Annotated in this window: 12 protein-coding genes; 5 read left to right on the top strand and 7 right to left on the bottom strand. The window is 69.6% G+C overall.

Annotated features, from left to right (window positions below; translation table 11 throughout):
• Positions 1-426 precede the first annotated feature (426 nt).
• The 3 genes from WMF29_RS39765 to WMF29_RS39755 all read right to left on the bottom strand — a co-directional run bounded on the left by WMF29_RS39765 (position 427) and on the right by WMF29_RS39755 (position 3729).
• Positions 427-2757 carry a heavy metal translocating P-type ATPase gene (locus tag WMF29_RS39765; protein ID WP_437325293.1) on the bottom strand — a complete coding sequence of 777 codons (2331 nt, stop codon included), beginning with the start codon at positions 2755-2757 and terminating at the stop codon, positions 427-429.
• Between the two features lie 50 nt (positions 2758-2807).
• Positions 2808-3101, bottom strand: coding sequence for a hypothetical protein (locus tag WMF29_RS39760; protein ID WP_437325292.1), 294 nt, complete (start codon positions 3099-3101; stop codon positions 2808-2810).
• Between the two features lie 409 nt (positions 3102-3510).
• Complete coding sequence (locus WMF29_RS39755; protein ID WP_437325291.1) at positions 3511-3729, bottom strand: heavy-metal-associated domain-containing protein; 219 nt, start codon at positions 3727-3729, stop codon at positions 3511-3513.
• Between the two features lie 218 nt (positions 3730-3947).
• On the opposite strand from WMF29_RS39755, the gene WMF29_RS39750 reads away from it, so the two are divergent.
• Positions 3948-6266 (top strand): heavy metal translocating P-type ATPase, encoded by a 2319-nt coding sequence (locus tag WMF29_RS39750; protein WP_437325290.1) that lies wholly within the window; start codon positions 3948-3950, stop codon positions 6264-6266.
• A gap of 563 nt (positions 6267-6829) precedes the next feature.
• Complete coding sequence (locus tag WMF29_RS39745) at positions 6830-7225, top strand: four-helix bundle copper-binding protein (protein WP_437325289.1); 396 nt, start codon at positions 6830-6832, stop codon at positions 7223-7225.
• Positions 7226-7276: 51 nt separating this feature from the next.
• Here the strand turns inward: WMF29_RS39745 and WMF29_RS39740 are convergent, their stop codons facing one another.
• Complete coding sequence (locus tag WMF29_RS39740; protein ID WP_437325288.1) at positions 7277-7453, bottom strand: DUF305 domain-containing protein; 177 nt, start codon at positions 7451-7453, stop codon at positions 7277-7279.
• An 8-nt stretch (positions 7454-7461) separates the two neighbouring features.
• Between WMF29_RS39740 and WMF29_RS39735 the strand changes: the two genes are divergently transcribed.
• Together WMF29_RS39735 and WMF29_RS39730 are read left to right on the top strand one after the other, a co-directional pair.
• On the top strand, positions 7462-7983 hold the full coding sequence (locus WMF29_RS39735; protein ID WP_437331214.1) for a prolipoprotein diacylglyceryl transferase family protein: 522 nt from the start codon (positions 7462-7464) through the stop codon (positions 7981-7983).
• A gap of 259 nt (positions 7984-8242) precedes the next feature.
• Entirely contained in the window at positions 8243-9088 is an 846-nt protein-coding gene (locus tag WMF29_RS39730; protein WP_437325287.1) for a hypothetical protein, read from the top strand.
• Between the two features lie 112 nt (positions 9089-9200).
• Here WMF29_RS39730 and WMF29_RS39725 read toward each other — a convergent pair whose 3' ends face one another.
• Positions 9201-9842, bottom strand: coding sequence for a TetR/AcrR family transcriptional regulator (locus tag WMF29_RS39725; RefSeq protein WP_437325286.1), 642 nt, complete (start codon positions 9840-9842; stop codon positions 9201-9203).
• A 30-nt stretch (positions 9843-9872) separates the two neighbouring features.
• Here WMF29_RS39725 and WMF29_RS39720 point away from each other — a divergent pair, with 30 nt between their 5' ends.
• A complete protein-coding gene (locus WMF29_RS39720) occupies positions 9873-10775 on the top strand; it encodes a sterol desaturase family protein (RefSeq protein ID WP_437325285.1) in 903 nt (300 codons plus the stop codon).
• A 210-nt stretch (positions 10776-10985) separates the two neighbouring features.
• On the opposite strand, the gene WMF29_RS39715 is transcribed toward WMF29_RS39720, so the two are convergent.
• Positions 10986-13202 (bottom strand): copper-transporting P-type ATPase, encoded by a 2217-nt coding sequence (locus tag WMF29_RS39715; RefSeq protein ID WP_437325284.1) that lies wholly within the window; start codon positions 13200-13202, stop codon positions 10986-10988.
• 87 nt (positions 13203-13289) lie between these two features.
• Positions 13290-14708 carry a multicopper oxidase family protein gene (locus WMF29_RS39710; protein ID WP_437325283.1) on the bottom strand — a complete coding sequence of 473 codons (1419 nt, stop codon included), beginning with the start codon at positions 14706-14708 and terminating at the stop codon, positions 13290-13292.
• Positions 14709-14711 lie beyond the last annotated feature (3 nt).

Genomic DNA, 14711 nt, shown 5'->3' with positions numbered 1-14711 from the left:
TCCTCACCGTACTGCTCCGACGTCGGTCCCGACGCCTCGAGACCCGCCTGGTCCGCGTCACCATCGTCCGCATCCCCGGCTTCGACGGCGCACCCCGTTGCCAGGGCAGCCATCATCGTTGCAGCTCCCATGATCCACTTGCTCATCGACTTCTCCTCTGTCGCCCTGGAGTGGTCTTGGTTCCCAGCGCGATCCAGCCATGCATCGAGAGCGAAGCGTGTGCCGTAGGCCTGTGTGCATGTGTTGCCGCAAAAGGCCGACACAGGAAGACCAAAACCGTACGGATCGGGAGATGCGCGGCGAGACAGAGGATATCGAGCCGGCAGAACCGCCGGGCAGTGGCCGATCCGCCCGGATGCCAGCCATCGCGGTGCGGGCCTGAGCAGCACGCCCCCAGCACGCGGGCCGCAGCCACGCGACCGGCGCTCAGGACCCTGCGGTAGCCGGCGCGCTGCGAGGCACGCACGGGGCGCCGCGCTCCGCGTCCGGCGGACCGGGCGCGGGCCTCGCGCTCCTCCGCGACGCGCGCCTCGGTCGCGCGGTGGCCGCGCTCGCGCCGGCGGGGAGCGTCGGCTCGTAACCGATGAGGCGCGCCGAGTTGAACACGACGAGGAGCGTGCTCAGGTTGTGGAGCACCGCCGCGATGAACGGGTTGAGCGCCCCCATCGCCCCGACCACCAGGCCCCCTGCGTTGACGCCCAGCGCGATGCCGTAGTTCTGGCGGATGACGTCGAGCGCCTGGCGGCTGAGCCGCAGCGTCGTGACGACGCCGGCGATGTTGTCGGCCGCCAGCGCGATGTCCGCCGCTTCGATCGCGACATCGGAGCCGGCCGTGCCCATGGCGATACCGACGTCGGCCAGCGCGAGCGCCGGCGCGTCATTGATGCCATCGCCCACCATCGCGACGTGGAGCCCCGCCGCCTTCAGGTCGCGGATCCACTCGTACTTCTGCTCGGGCAGCAGCTGGGCACGCCACTCCGTGAGCCCCGCCGCGCCGGCGACCGCGCGGGCTGACTCCTCGATATCACCCGTCAACATGGCGATCCGCTGCACGCCCTCCCGGCGGAGCTGCGCCAGCGACGACGCCACGTCCGGACGGAGCTTGTCGCGCACGCCGATCAGCCCGACGAGGCGACCCTGGTGGGCCACGTACATCTCGGTCTCGCCCTCGGCCGCGTGCTCCGCGTAAAGGGCCTCGGCCTCGGCAGACACCGCGATGTCGAACTGCTGCATGAGCCGGCGGTTGCCCACCAGCACGATGTTGTTCTGCCAGTCCGCGCGCATCCCCCGCCCGACAAGGATCTCGCATGCGTCGTGGGGCTGGACCGTGATCTCACGCTCCGCCGCGTGGCCCACCACCGCCAGCGCCAGCGGGTGCTGGGAGTGCAGCTCGCCGGTCGCCGCGAGCGAGAGGACCTGCTCGGCGGTGTAGTCGTCCACGAGCGAGATCACCCGCTGCACGGAGGGAACTCCCTGCGTCAGTGTCCCCGTTTTATCGAAGACGATCACATCCAGCTTCGCCGCGGCCTCGAGGTGGGTGCCGCCCTTGATGAGCACACCGCGACGCGCACCGTTCCCGATCGCCGCGCTCACCGCGGTGGGCGTCGCGAGACCCGCCGCGCACGGGCATGCGATCAACAGCATGGTCAGCGCCCTGGTCGCGTCGCCCGTCAAGGCGAGGACCGCGATCGACAAGGCGAACGAGGCAGGAACGAACCGCCTGGAGAACCGCTCCCCCACCGTGTGGATAGGGGCTTGCAGCTCGCGCGCCTGCTCCACGCGCTGGATGAGGCGCCCGACGGCCGTATCGCTGCCGACCCGCTCCACACGCGCGCGCAGGCCGCCGGAGAGGAGCACGGTGCCAGCGTAGACGGTATCTCCGCGCACCTTCATCACGGGCACGCTCTCGCCGGTGATGGGAGCCTCGTTGATCGTGCCCTGGCCCTCCACGATGACGCCGTCGACGGGGATGCGCTTGCCCGCGTAGACCGCGATCAGGTCTCCTGGCTGGAGCTCTGCTACGGGGCGGCGCACCTCCTGCTCACCGAGGACTTGCCAGATCTCCTCGTCCGGCATCTCGAGAAGATCGCGGATCGCTCGCTCCGTGCGCCTCAACGTCAGCGCCTGCAAGTACTCGCCCAGGTTGAGGAGCCACAGCACGGTCAGCGCGGTGACGTTCTCGCGCAGGAGGAGGCTGGCGATCGTGGCCGACCCGACGAGCGTGTCGGTGTTCATCCCCGTCTGGCCGGAGATCGAGCGCCACCACCCCTTCAGGAAGGGATACCCCGAGATCAGCGTGGCGGCGATGTTGATGCCGCCGACGATCGGACTCGACGCCAGCGCGCCGGCGCCGAACGCGAGCCTCTTGACGCCGAGGCCGAGGAGGACAGAGCCGCCGAGGACGAGGTTACGCACCTGCGCGTCGAGATCCCCGTGCTCGTGGTCCTCGTGCTGGTGATGCCCGCCTCCCTGGCGCGCCTCGCGTGTGGCCGCCCGCTCCTCCCGCCACTGCCGGTAGGCGTCGTCCTCCAGCGGGGGAGACGAGAGGGCGACGCAGAGCTTCGCCTGGATAGCGGTCGGGGTGAGCCCGGGATCGCAGCGCAGGAGCAGGCGCCCCGTCACGGGATTGGCCTGGACCTCCTCGATGCCCGCTTCTTCCTGCAGCGCGGACTCGACGGCGGCGGCATAGCGGGGATTGCTCTTCAGGCCCCGCGCTTCCCACCGCATCCGCCCCCCGACGACGGAGCGCAGACGCAAGCGAGCGTCCCGCTTCGTGCTGGGAGGATGTGCGCTCGCTCCAGCAAGGCTCACGCGCCTGCCCGCTGGTGTGCGTGGGCATGGTCATGAGCATGCCCGTCGTCGCCCGAGGTCGGCTCGGACAGATCGCCAAGCTGAGCCTTTGCCTCGGCGACGATGTCCTGCAGCTCCTCGCGGAGCCCCTCCACGATGCCCACGAGCTCCCGTTGCGCGACAATGCCGCCCTTGACGGCGAGGAGCGCCAGGGGGCGCACGGCGCGCCCCACGAGAGGGGCGAAGAGGGCACCGGCGGCGAGGGCCGAGAGGGCGACGATCAGCTTCGATTGAGCCAATTGCAGCGACATCAGGGGTGCCTTTCACTCGGCAGGTAGCGGTTCACCAGGACACCGCCGTTCGGCTTGAGCTGAGCAATAGCCGTCGCCGCTCGCTCTGCAAGCCGTTCACCGAGGATATATTCCCCATCTTCGTCGTCCTTGAGACCATCCTGATTGAGCCGCGTTTCCAGCGCTTCGACGCGTCGATGGTCGATGGTCGATGGTCGATGGAAGATGGAAGGAGCGAGACGCGTTGGTCTCGGCCCGTTGCGGGGGCCGAGCAGCAGTCCTGGCAGCTACGGCACGAGCGCCGCGCGCGGCTCACGCCGCCCGCGCTCAGTCGCCCCGAGGCCGGAAAGCGCCAGGCGCCCTCCTCAGCGCTCGGGGCCGCCTCCAGGAACCTCTTCAGCCGGTCACGAGCCCCGGGCGCAGCAGGGGTTCAGGCGGCGCGGGGGCGCACGTCGTAGCCGGCCCCGCGTACAGCCTCGACGAGGGCATCCACGGGCGCGCTCGCGGCGTCGTGCTGCACCACGACGGTGCCCTCGCGCAGGCGCACGTCGACCTTGTCGACGCCGTCGAGCTCGCGCAGCGCGCTGTCGATGTGGCGAATGCAGGACGGGCAGCTCATCCCGTCCACCTGGAGCGTGGTCTCTTTCATGACGTCTTCCTTTCGGCGACCCGCGGGCCGCTCATCCCTGAAGACGCCGCCATCGGGGTTCATTACACCGCAGGAGCCGCCGCGTTCGTCGGGAGCCGTGCGGAGCTCTCTGTGCCCCGGACATGCCGGCCGCGCAGCCAGGTGCGCGGTGACTCCAGCGCTCTCGCCGTAATACGCTGGGTGGCTCCGCGTCTGTGCAGGTCGACAGAGAGGTGATCATGTCGACCGCATCCGTTTCCATTCCCGCCCCCCAGGACACCGGCGACGGCGCCATCTGCCGCATCGATCTGCCTGTCGAGGGCATGACCTGCGCCGCCTGCGTCCGGCGCATCGAGCGGGCCTTGCTCGCGATCCCCGGCGTCAGCGACGCGAAGGTCAACCTCGTGACCCGCACGGCCACAGTCACGTTCGATCCGTCGGCCGCGTCCACCAAGACCCTCGTCGCCGCCATCGAGAGCGCGGGCTACAGCGTCCCGGAGAGCAGCGCCGCGCCGGGCAGCCCCACCGTTGCTCCTGCCGATCGAGCAGCCGCCGCCGAGGAGAGCCTCGACGGCGAGCGGCGCGTCCTCTGGCGGGACTTCGTGATCTCGCTCGTCCTGTCCGTCCCGCTGCTCGTCCTCGGGATGTCGCACGGCCGCATCCCGGGAGCGGACGGCACGATCGGCCGGTTCGTCCAGCTCGCCCTCGCGACCGCGGTGGTCGTCGGTCCGGGCCGCAGGTTCTTCCGGCTCGCCTGGGCCGCGCTCCGTCACCGGGCGGCCGACATGAACACGCTCGTGGCCCTCGGCACCGGCGCCGCATGGGTCTATTCCGCGATCGCCGTCGTCGCCCCGCAGCTCTTTCCCCACGCCGAGCACGGCATGCGGCCGCATGTCTACTTCGAGGCCGTCGGGGCCATCATCAGCTTCGTCCTGCTCGGCAAGCTCCTCGAGACACGCGCCCGCAAGCGCCTCACCGACGCGGTGCGTGGGCTCGTCGCGCTCCAGCCCAGGACGGCGCGGCGCCTGCGCGGCGATGTGGAAGAGGAGATCCCGGCCGCGGATCTCTCGCCCGGCGATCTCGTCCGCGTTCGGCCGGGAGAGCGGATGCCGAGCGACGGCGAGGTCGTCTCGGGCACCTCGGCCATCGATGAGTCGATGCTCACGGGCGAGAGCCTCCCCATCGACAAGAGCACCGGAGCGGCAGTGTTCGGCGGCACGCTGAACCAGAGCGGGCAGCTCACGGTCCGGATCACGAAGACCGGCGCCGACACCGCGCTCGCCCACATCGTCGAGGCGGTCGAGCAGGCGCAGGGCTCGAAGGCGCCGATCGCGCGCCTCGCCGATACCGTGAGCGGCATCTTCGTCCCGGTCGTCCTCGGCATCGCCACGCTCGCGTTCGTCGTCTGGGTCGCGATGGATCCGAGCGCGGCGGGGTTCGCTGCCGCGGTCGAGCGGTTCGTCGCCGTCCTCGTGATCGCCTGCCCTTGCGCTCTGGGCCTCGCGACACCTGCCGCCGTGGCCGTGGGCACCGGACGCGGCGCCGAGCTCGGCGTGCTCGTGAAGGGCGGTACGGCGCTCGAGGCCGCCAGCCGCGTCGATACCGTCCTCGTCGACAAGACGGGCACGCTCACGGCCGGACGCCCGCAGCTCGCGGCCGTGAAGGCGCTGGCCGAGGTCTCCGAGGACGAGCTCCTGCGCCTCGTCGGATCAGCGGAGCTCGGCAGCGAGCACCCGGTCGCGAGGGCGCTGGTCGAGGGCGCGCGCGCCCGCAACCTCCCGCTCTGCGCGCCCGAGGACTTCCGCGCCGACGCCGGACGCGGCGTGGTCGCCCGCATCGACGGCCGGGAAGTGTGCATCGGCACGGCCCGGTACCTCGCCGAGCTCGGGATCGACGCCACGCCGCTCGAGGAGCTCGCCCAGGGCCTCGCCCGGTACGGAAACACCCCGTCGTTCGTCGCCGTCGAGGGCCGCCTCGCCGGCCTGGTCGCCGTCGCCGACCTGCCGACCCCCGAAGCCAAGGAGGCCGTCGCCGCGTTGCGCCAGCTCGGCGTGCGCGTCGCCATGGTGACAGGGGACCGCGAGGCGACGGCGCGCTCGGTGGCGCAGCAGCTCGGGATTGACGAGGTCTTCGCCGAGGTCCGCCCCGAAGACAAGGCGCGCATCGTGCGCGAGGAGCGGGACCGCGGGCGCATCGTCGCCATGGTCGGCGACGGCATCAACGACGCGCCCGCCCTGGCCGGCGCCCACGTGGGGATCGCGGTCGCGAGCGGCACCGACATCGCGGTCGCCGCGGCCGACGTGGCGCTGCTCCGCGGCGGCATCGCCGCCCTGCCCACGGCGCTCGGGCTCTCGCGCGCGACGCTGCGGACCATCCGCCAGAACCTCTTCTGGGCGTTCATCTACAACGTGGTCGGCATCCCGATCGCCGCCGGCGCGCTCTACCCGCTGACCGGCTGGCTCCTGTCGCCGGTCCTGGCGAGCGCGGCCATGAGCCTTTCGAGCGTCTCGGTGCTCCTCAGCTCCCTCCGGCTCCGCCGTTTCCGGCACGCGAGCTGAAATCCGCGCCCGACCGTAATGCGGCGGAGACCCGCGCGTCTTCCACCCAGAACCTCAAAGGAGATCCTCTCATGAAGATCGCGCACGCGATTCTCTCGATAGCGCTCGGCATCACAAGGGCACCATCGCCGTCGCACCGAAGAGGTGAGCAGCGGACGGAAGCGGTCCCTGGCTGACGGTGAGCGAGCCCTCCAGCTGGCGCAAGCGCGTGCTCGTGCCAGCGCACCGGCTGCGGAGAGCGACAACCTGGTCGGCCGGATAGATGAAAGTGACCGTACAGGTCACATCAATCCCATCGCCCCGCTCGAATCCCATCCACCCAAATCTGTTCCAAGCATCGCCCTGTGAGCAGCCCAGACGCACGGGCAAGCAGAATGGCACGACGCATGCGCGGCGTCGGCGCTCGTTCAGCCTCCATCCGAGCCGCGAATGCGGAGCGCTCTGACATGACGGACCTGGTGAATTCGACAAGTCTCTCGCCCTGTCAGTCGGGCTCATCCTGTGCGCGCACGAGATGAGCTCACGAGGCATCGAGAAGCATCATCGGAATAAGGGAGGGACACATGGCTCACAAGGCGTTCACTCTGAGCACGGCTTTCGTGAACACGGCCGGCGAGACGCAGAGCTGCGAGTCGATCTGCGTCCAGTCGATCCAGTACTGCCTCCATATGGGAGGCTCGCACGCGGAGCCTTCCCACATGCAGCTCTTGCAGGATTGCGCCCAGATCTGCGAGGCGACCGCGACGTTCCTGATGCGCGGCTCGCCGCAACAGAACCAGGTCACGGCCGCGTGCGCGAGCATCTGCGAGCTCTGCGCCCAGAGCTGTGACAAGTTCACGGGTGACGCGCAGATGAAGGCCTGCGCCGACGAATGCCGCCGCTGCGCCGCCGCGTGCAAGCAGGTCGCGCAGATGCGGCCGGGCGGGGCAGCCGGCGCGGGGCACCAGAGCGTGCCCTGAGACCGGCCAGGGCGACGCCTGGAGGCCGGAACGCCGGGAGCAGGCGGGCTGCTACTCTTCTGGATACCACTCCGCTCGCCACGCCTTCATCTGCTCGATCTCCCGCTGCTGCGCCTCGATGATGCCGGAGGCGAGCGTCTCGATCTCGGCGTGCTCGGCCCGCTCCTGGGCCGTCATGGCCATCATCACGGCGCCCTCCAGCCCACCCTCGAGCTCGGCCCGCTGCACGTCTATTCATTCGGCGTTCTGGTCGCATTCGTCACCGCGCCCGGCTCGGGGGCCCTGCGTGGCGCTCTGTGGACGCCATCGCCTTCGCCCTCCCGTTCGGCTGGACCGTGGATCGGCTCGGCTGTTTCCTGGCCTTCGATCATCCCGGCAAGGTCACGACCTTCTTCCTCGGCCAGCAGTACACGGATGGGCTCATATGGCACGACCTCGGCCTCGAGGAGGTGCTGTACATGATCCCCGTCACGGCGGTGATCGCGGCGCTGGGGCAGAGATCGCGGCCGCCGGGCTTCTTCGCGTGGCTCCTGGCCGTGCTGTACGCGCCCGTCCGGTTTCTGCTCGATTTCCTCCGTATCGTCGACGTGCGCTACGCCGGCCTGACGCCCGGCCAGTACGGCGCGATCGCGCTGTTCATCGCAGGGCTCGTCCTGCTGATTGGCAGCACTCGTGTTCAGCCGGCACCCGAGCGGGCGCGCGAGGACGTCGGCCAGCCTCGGCATTCACCAGGGGGCGCGCTGCGGCCGTCCCGGTGACCCCTACGGTCACCGCGCCGTGACCCCACAGGTCACAACTCAGGGGCGCCGAGCCGTGCTTCGATCGACGAAAACTGACGCCGCATGACAGATCGTCTGTGACCGTGGAAGGCACAACGAGGCGGCCGCTTCGCTCCTCCCTCGGGGCGATCGAACCTGGCACGGGGACTTTCGTCCTCGCGGCGGCCTTGAAGCCCTGGCAGGGCGCTTGCGGAGTCATGGGTAGTTGACAAGGATCGGCCCGAGCAAGGAGCTCACCATGATCATCCCTCCATCTATTCACCGTTCTCTCCTCGTTTTGTCCGCCTCCTCCGTCCTCGCGGCGGCGGGCTGCGTCGCCGACCCGTCGCCCGATGCGGGCGAGCCCGTCGGTGATACTTACCAGCTCTTCGATGAATGGAAGGCCAGCCTCCCGCGCGATCCGAACGACGGCGCTTATCTCGTCGACGGCGACATCGGCGTCCACGACGACGTGACCCTGAAGGAGCTCTCCGCCGAGCGCCAGCAAGCGGGGGCGCTCATCGTCAACACGCGCGACGACGGGAGCGATGACCGCTGGAGCGACGAGGAGAAGATGAACCTGACGTATTGCGTCTCTCCGCGCTTCGGCGACGATCACGACGCGGTGGTCGCCGCGGCGCGGTCGGCCGAGTCCAGCTGGGCGAGCGCCGCCGCCGTGCGCTTCGTCTACGAGTCCGACCAGGACGAGGCCTGCGAGTCCGGGGAGCATCCCGTGCTGTTCGAGGTGGTCCCCGCCAGCGGCACCACGTACAACGGGCGGGCTTTCCTTCCGAGCATGGTCGCGCGGGGGTATCACGAGGTCTTCATCGATCTGGAGAACGTCGCTCGCTCCGCCTCGAAGACCCTGACCGGGGTCCTCCGGCACGAGCTCGGGCACGTCCTCGGCTTCCGGCACGAGCACACCCGGCCGGAGGGCAACGGCGCCTGCACCGAACGCCCCGGCTGGCGGGCGCTCACGCCTTATGATCCGGGGTCGGTGATGCACTACAACGCGGAGAGCCGGTGCGAGGGCACCAACGGGGGCGACTACGTGCTGACGTCGCTCGACAAGGCGGGGGCGGCGGAGCTGTATGGCGAGCCCTGATGAGCTCCTCCAGGGATCCCGCCGGAAACCCCGGTCGATGACGAACGGTCGCCGGAACAGGTTTGATCTCCGTAGCTTCCGCCTGTTTCGCCGCCGAGGGCGCGGTTGCGCCTCACTCCTTCCGCGTCCGTCCGCTCGCCGCGGCCCGCTCGTACGCGAGGACCCGCTGCAGCAGCGCCGTGCTCTCCTCCGCCATCCGCTCCGGTGAGCACGGCATTCCCTTGTGGATCCAGCTCGTCATCAACCGCACCAGCGCCGCCGCCGCCGCCTCGGAGCGGAGCATGAACAGGGCCCCCTCCTCCGGCGCCAGCCGCGGAGCGTACAGGCGGCAGATGCTGCCCTGAAGGATGTCCTCCAGGGAGCGCGTCAGCACCCGCTCGCTCTTCTCCGCGGACAGGAGCTTGCGCACCAGCTCGTGCATCTCGGCGAGGTGGCGGTAAAACGGCAGGAAGTCGAGCGGACGTCCCGCATCCCGCAGGAACAGCGCTCGCAGGTGCTCGTGCCCGAACAGCAGCAGCTGCTCCTTGTTCTCGTAGTGCGAGTAGAACGTGGACCGCCCGACGTTGGCTCGATCGATGATGTCCTGGATGGACACCTCATCATAGCCCTTCTCCAGGATCAGCGAGACCAGGGCGTCCGAGAGCAGCTTCCGGGTCTTCTGCACGCGCCGATCCGCGATCTTGCCGGCGGCCCGCGTCCTGTCGCCGTCCCCGTCCCTGTCCTCGTTTCCGGACTTTTTCGCGCTCTTGTTCATTAACGTTCAATCCGCGGTCCGTGTCGCTAGGTGGAACAGGCGCCCGACCTCAGCATCCATCGCATGCGAGGAACGCTGATCTGGATGACGAGCCGCCTGCTGTACCCGCTGCTGCTGGCGGTGACCTTGTACATCATCTACGCCGCCGTGGCGCAGGGCTGGGACCTGAGGCGCGCCCTGTGGGGCTACCTCTTCGGCCTGATCGTCTTGCTCATCACCGTCGAGCGCCTGCTGCCGCTGTCGCCAGACTGGGGCATGACCCGCCAGAGCTTCTGGCGCGACCTCAAGTACCTGCTGGCCTCGGGCGTCACCATCGCGGTGGTGCGGACCGGCTTCGGCACCCTGGCCCTGTGGCTCAGCGAGCGGCATCAGGGCCCGCTCGCCAGTGCCTCCGTGCTCTCCAGCGTGGCGATCTTCCTCGTGGTCTTCGAGCTGCTGCAGTACTGGTTCCACCGCCTCAGCCACGAGGGCAACGGCGCCCTGGGGCGCTTCTTGTGGAAGGTCCACCTGGCCCATCACCTTCCGGATCGCGTGTACGTGGTGATGCACGGCGTGTTTCACCCCCTCAACGCGCTCATCTCGGCGGTGCTGATCCAGTCGACCCTGCTGATCTTGGGGCTGTCGCCGCAGGCCGTCTTCGCGGCGATGGTGCTCATCGATCTCCAGACGATGGTATCGCACTTCAACGTCGACATCCGCGCCGGGTTCCTGAATTACGCGTTCATCGGCACCGAGCTGCACCGCTACCATCACAGCGCCGACATCGACCAGGCCCGGAACTTCGGGACCGTACTTCCGCTGTGGGATCTGGTCTTCGGGACATTCGTGTACCGGCCGGACGCGGCCCCGCGCCGCCTGGGCGTCGACAGCTCCGCGGGCTATCCACCGTCGCAGCAGTTCTGGCGGGTGCTGGCCCTGCCGTTCCGACGCTGACCTATCCGTACGTGGAGACGTTGCCAGTCGGCAGGCATTCCAGGGCGCTGAGAAGCCCGGCGCCGCGCAGATCTAGCAGCTCTTCCTGTCCGTCCGCCGACCGGCCGCAACTCGGGCGGGTGCGCGTCACACGGGTGCATGCCTGCTCTGCAAGGGCCCGGCCGGCGCCGGGTTCTGTGAGGTGTCGGAGCGCCGACGTCGGCGGCTCGATCAGAGCTCGACCCGGCGCAGCCGGAGGGCATTGCCGATGACCGACACCGAGCTCAGGCTCATCGCGGCGCTGGCGATCATGGGGCTAAGGAGCAGCCCGAGGACGGGATAGAGGACGCCCGCCGCGACCGGCACGCCGAGCGCGTTGTAGACGAACGCAAAGAACAGGTTTTGCCGAATGTTGCGCATCGTCGCCCGGCTGAGCTTCCGCGCGCGCAGGAGACCGCGGAGATCGCCGCGCACGAGCGTGATCCCGGCGCTCTCGATGGCGACGTCGGTCCCGGTGCCCATGGCGACGCCGACGTGCGCCTGGGCGAGCGCGGGCGCGTCGTTGATACCGTCGCCCGTCATCGCCACGATGCGGCCTTCGGCCTGGAGGCGCTTCACGACCGCGGCCTTCTGGTCGGGCAGCACCTCGGCCTCGACGTGCTCGATGCCGAGCTTCCTGGCGACCGCCTCCGCGGTCGTGCGGCTGTCGCCGGTGAGCATGATGAGGCGAATGCCCTCCTCGCGGAGGAGACGGACGGCCTCGCTGGTCGAGGCACGCACCGGGTCGGCCACGCCGACGATGCCGGCCGCCTTGCCATCCACCGCCACGAGCATCGCCGTCTGGCCCTCTTGTCGGCGCTCCTCGGCTCGACGCGGGAGATCGTCCGGCGGGATACCGAGCTCCTCGAAGAGCTTGAGGTTGCCGAGCGCGACCGAGCGCCCGGCCACCGTGCCCACCACGCCCTTGCCCGTGATCGACCGGAACCCTTCTGCCGGCAGGAGCTCGAGCTCCTGCTCGAGGGCCCCCGCGACGATCGCGCTCGCGAGCGGGTGCTCGCTCCCGCGCTCCAGGCTCGCCGCGAGCCTGAGGATCTCGTTCGGCGGGAGGTCGCCCAGCGTCGCCATGGAGGCGAGCTTCGGCTTGCCCTCGGTGAGCGTGCCGGTCTTGTCGACGACGAGGGTGTCGACCTTCTCGAAGGTCTCGAGCGCCTCTGCGTTCTTGATCAGGATACCGGCCGTCGCGCCGCGCCCCGTCCCGACCATGATCGATATCGGTGTGGCGAGGCCGAGCGCGCACGGGCAGGCGATGATGAGCACAGCCACCGCGTTGACGAGCGCGTGCGAGAACCGCGGCTCCGGCCCGACGAGCAGCCAGACCACGAAGGTCAGCGCCGCGATCGCGATCACGGCGGGCACGAAGTACGCGGCGACGGCGTCCGCGAGGCGCTGGATGGGCGCGCGGCTGCGCTGGGCCTCACCCACCATCTGGACGATCCGGGCGAGCAGGGTGTCGCGCCCGACGCGATCGGCCCGCATCACGAAGCCGCCTGTGCCGTTGACGGTGCCGCCGACCACGCGGGCGCCGGGCGTCTTCTCGACCGGGATGGGCTCGCCCGTGACCATCGACTCGTCGACCGCGCTGCTCCCCTCGAGGACCTCGCCGTCGACAGGCACCTTCTCTCCCGGCCGCACGCGCAGCCGGTCGCCTGGCTGCACGAGCTCGAGAGCGACGTCCTCTTCGCGGCCGTCCGCGCCGATACGCCTGGCGGTCTTGGGGGCGAGGCCGAGGAGCGCCTTGAGCGCGCTGCTCGTCCGGCTGCGGGCGCGGAGCTCGAGGACCTGGCCGAGCAACACGAGAGAGACGATGACGCTCGCCGCCTCGAAGTAGACCGGAACTGCGCCGCCGTGGCGCAGCGCGTCGGGGAAGATCCCCGGCGCCAGCGTCGCCACGACGCTGTACGCGTAGGCGGCCCCTGTGCCGATGGCGATCAGGGTGAACATGTTGAGGTGCCGGCTCTTGATCGAGGCCCACCCGCGCTCGAAGAACGGAGCGCCACACCAGAGCACCACGGGCGTGGCGAGGGCGAGCTCGAGCCAGACGAGCCATCGGCCGAGGAGGTGCTGCACCGGCTGGCCCGGGAGCATCTCGGACATCCCCAGCACGAGGACGACGAGGCTCAGCGGGACGCTGGTCCAGAAGCGGCGGGACATGTCCGCGAGCTCCGGGTTCGGCGCGTCATCGAGCGTCACCGTGCGCGGCTCGAGGGCCATCCCGCAGATCGGGCAGGAGCCCGGCTCCGTGCGCACGACCTCGGGGTGCATCGGGCAGACGTACTCGACGCGCGTCGCCGCCTGGACCGGCTCGATCGGCTCGAGAGCCAGGTCCTTCGTCCGCTCGAGGCCGGCGGGACGAGGGTGGCCATGCTCGTGGTGATGATCGTGGTTCATGGTTCGGCTCCCTGCCCGCCGACGCTCGAGGCTCGGACTTCTTACATTCCGGCTTACACCGGACGCTCCCGGGTACCCTCGTCGGCCTCAGGGGCTGACGACGAGCTCGCCCATCATCCCGCGCGCGGCGTGCTCGAGGATGTGGCAGTGGTACATCCAGTCACCGGGCTCGTCGAAGCGGGCCACGACCGTGGTCGTCGACAGCTGAGGCAGGATCAGCGTGTCCTTGTTGGCGAGCGCGTCTTCGGCCACGGGGACGCCGTCCCTGGCCAGGACCTGGAAGAAGAAGCCGTGCAGATGGAACGGGTGGTCCATCTCTGCGTCGTTCTTCAGATCGAAGACGTGCGTCGAGCCGCGCTCCACCTCGATCGGCGGCACATCCGGGTAGGCGTTGCCATCGACGAGGAACTTGAGCACTCCCTGGATATACCTCTCATCGAACGTGATCGTCGTGTCCGCCGCCCCCCCGGGCAGCCGCTCGATCGCGGGGCCCGAGTCCGGCAGCGTGCGACCGGAGAGCGCGGGTCCTTCGCCGATGCGCACCGTGGCGAGCGGCATCGGCGCCGCCTCCCCGGTGTCGTGCCCGCGCGCATAGGCCTCGTTGGTCAGGACGATCTCCGCCCCCGGCTCCCCCTGGCCGATCAGGAGCACGTCGTAGCGCTCGCCCGGCGCGACCAGCAGCCGCTCGGCGTCGTACGGCTTCGGGATCAGCCCGCCATCCGTGCCGATCACGCGGAACGTGTGATTGGGAAGCGCGAGGTTGAAGAAGCGGCCGTTCGCGACGTTGACGATCCGGAGCCGCGTCAGCGCGCCCGGCTCGAGCTCGAGCGAGGGCATCGTCCTGCCGTTGACGAGCAGCACGTTGCCCTCGCGGCCGAGCATGATCATGTCGTCATCGACTTCGTCGTCGAAGCGCCCGTCCTCCTTGAGAAGCGCGTCGCTCAGCACGACGATCTTCTCGTCGTCCACCCCGGGCTCGTCCTGGCCGCGCACCCGGATCACGCCGAAGAGGCCCTTTCGGATCTGCTCCTCTTCCATCACGTGCGGGTGGAACCAGAAGAACCCCGCGTCCCGCAGCGTGAACCGATAGGTGAAGGTGTCCCCGGCCGCGATCGGTCGCTGCACCGCCGGCGCGCCGTCCATGTCGTTTGGCAGCCGGATGCCGTGCCAGTGGATCGTCGTCTCCTCCGGCAGGCTGTTCTTGAAGTGGACGATCAGCGTGTCGCCCACGTTCGCCTCGATCAGCGGTCCGGGGACCGTGCCGTTGTAGGCCAGGACCGCGGTGGTCTTACCCTCGAGGAAGCTCTTCTCTGCCTCTCCTGCCTCGAGATCGACCTCCACGATCGTCGGATCGGGGTTCGTGTCCGTCACGGGCGCAGGTTCGACCCAGGCATCAGCGGGAGGGATGTCCCCCTGAGAGCCCGAGCCCTTTTCGTCCGATCCACCACAGCTGGCCGCCACGATCAGCAGCGCGGAGCTCAGCCGAACAAGAAGGGGGAACCTCATCGG

Source organism: Sorangium sp. So ce381 (assembly GCF_051473845.1).
GTDB lineage: Bacteria > Myxococcota_A > Polyangia > Polyangiales > Polyangiaceae > Sorangium > Sorangium atrum.
Note: the sequence above shows the minus strand (reverse complement) of the source record. Positions and strands in the feature narration are given on the sequence as shown.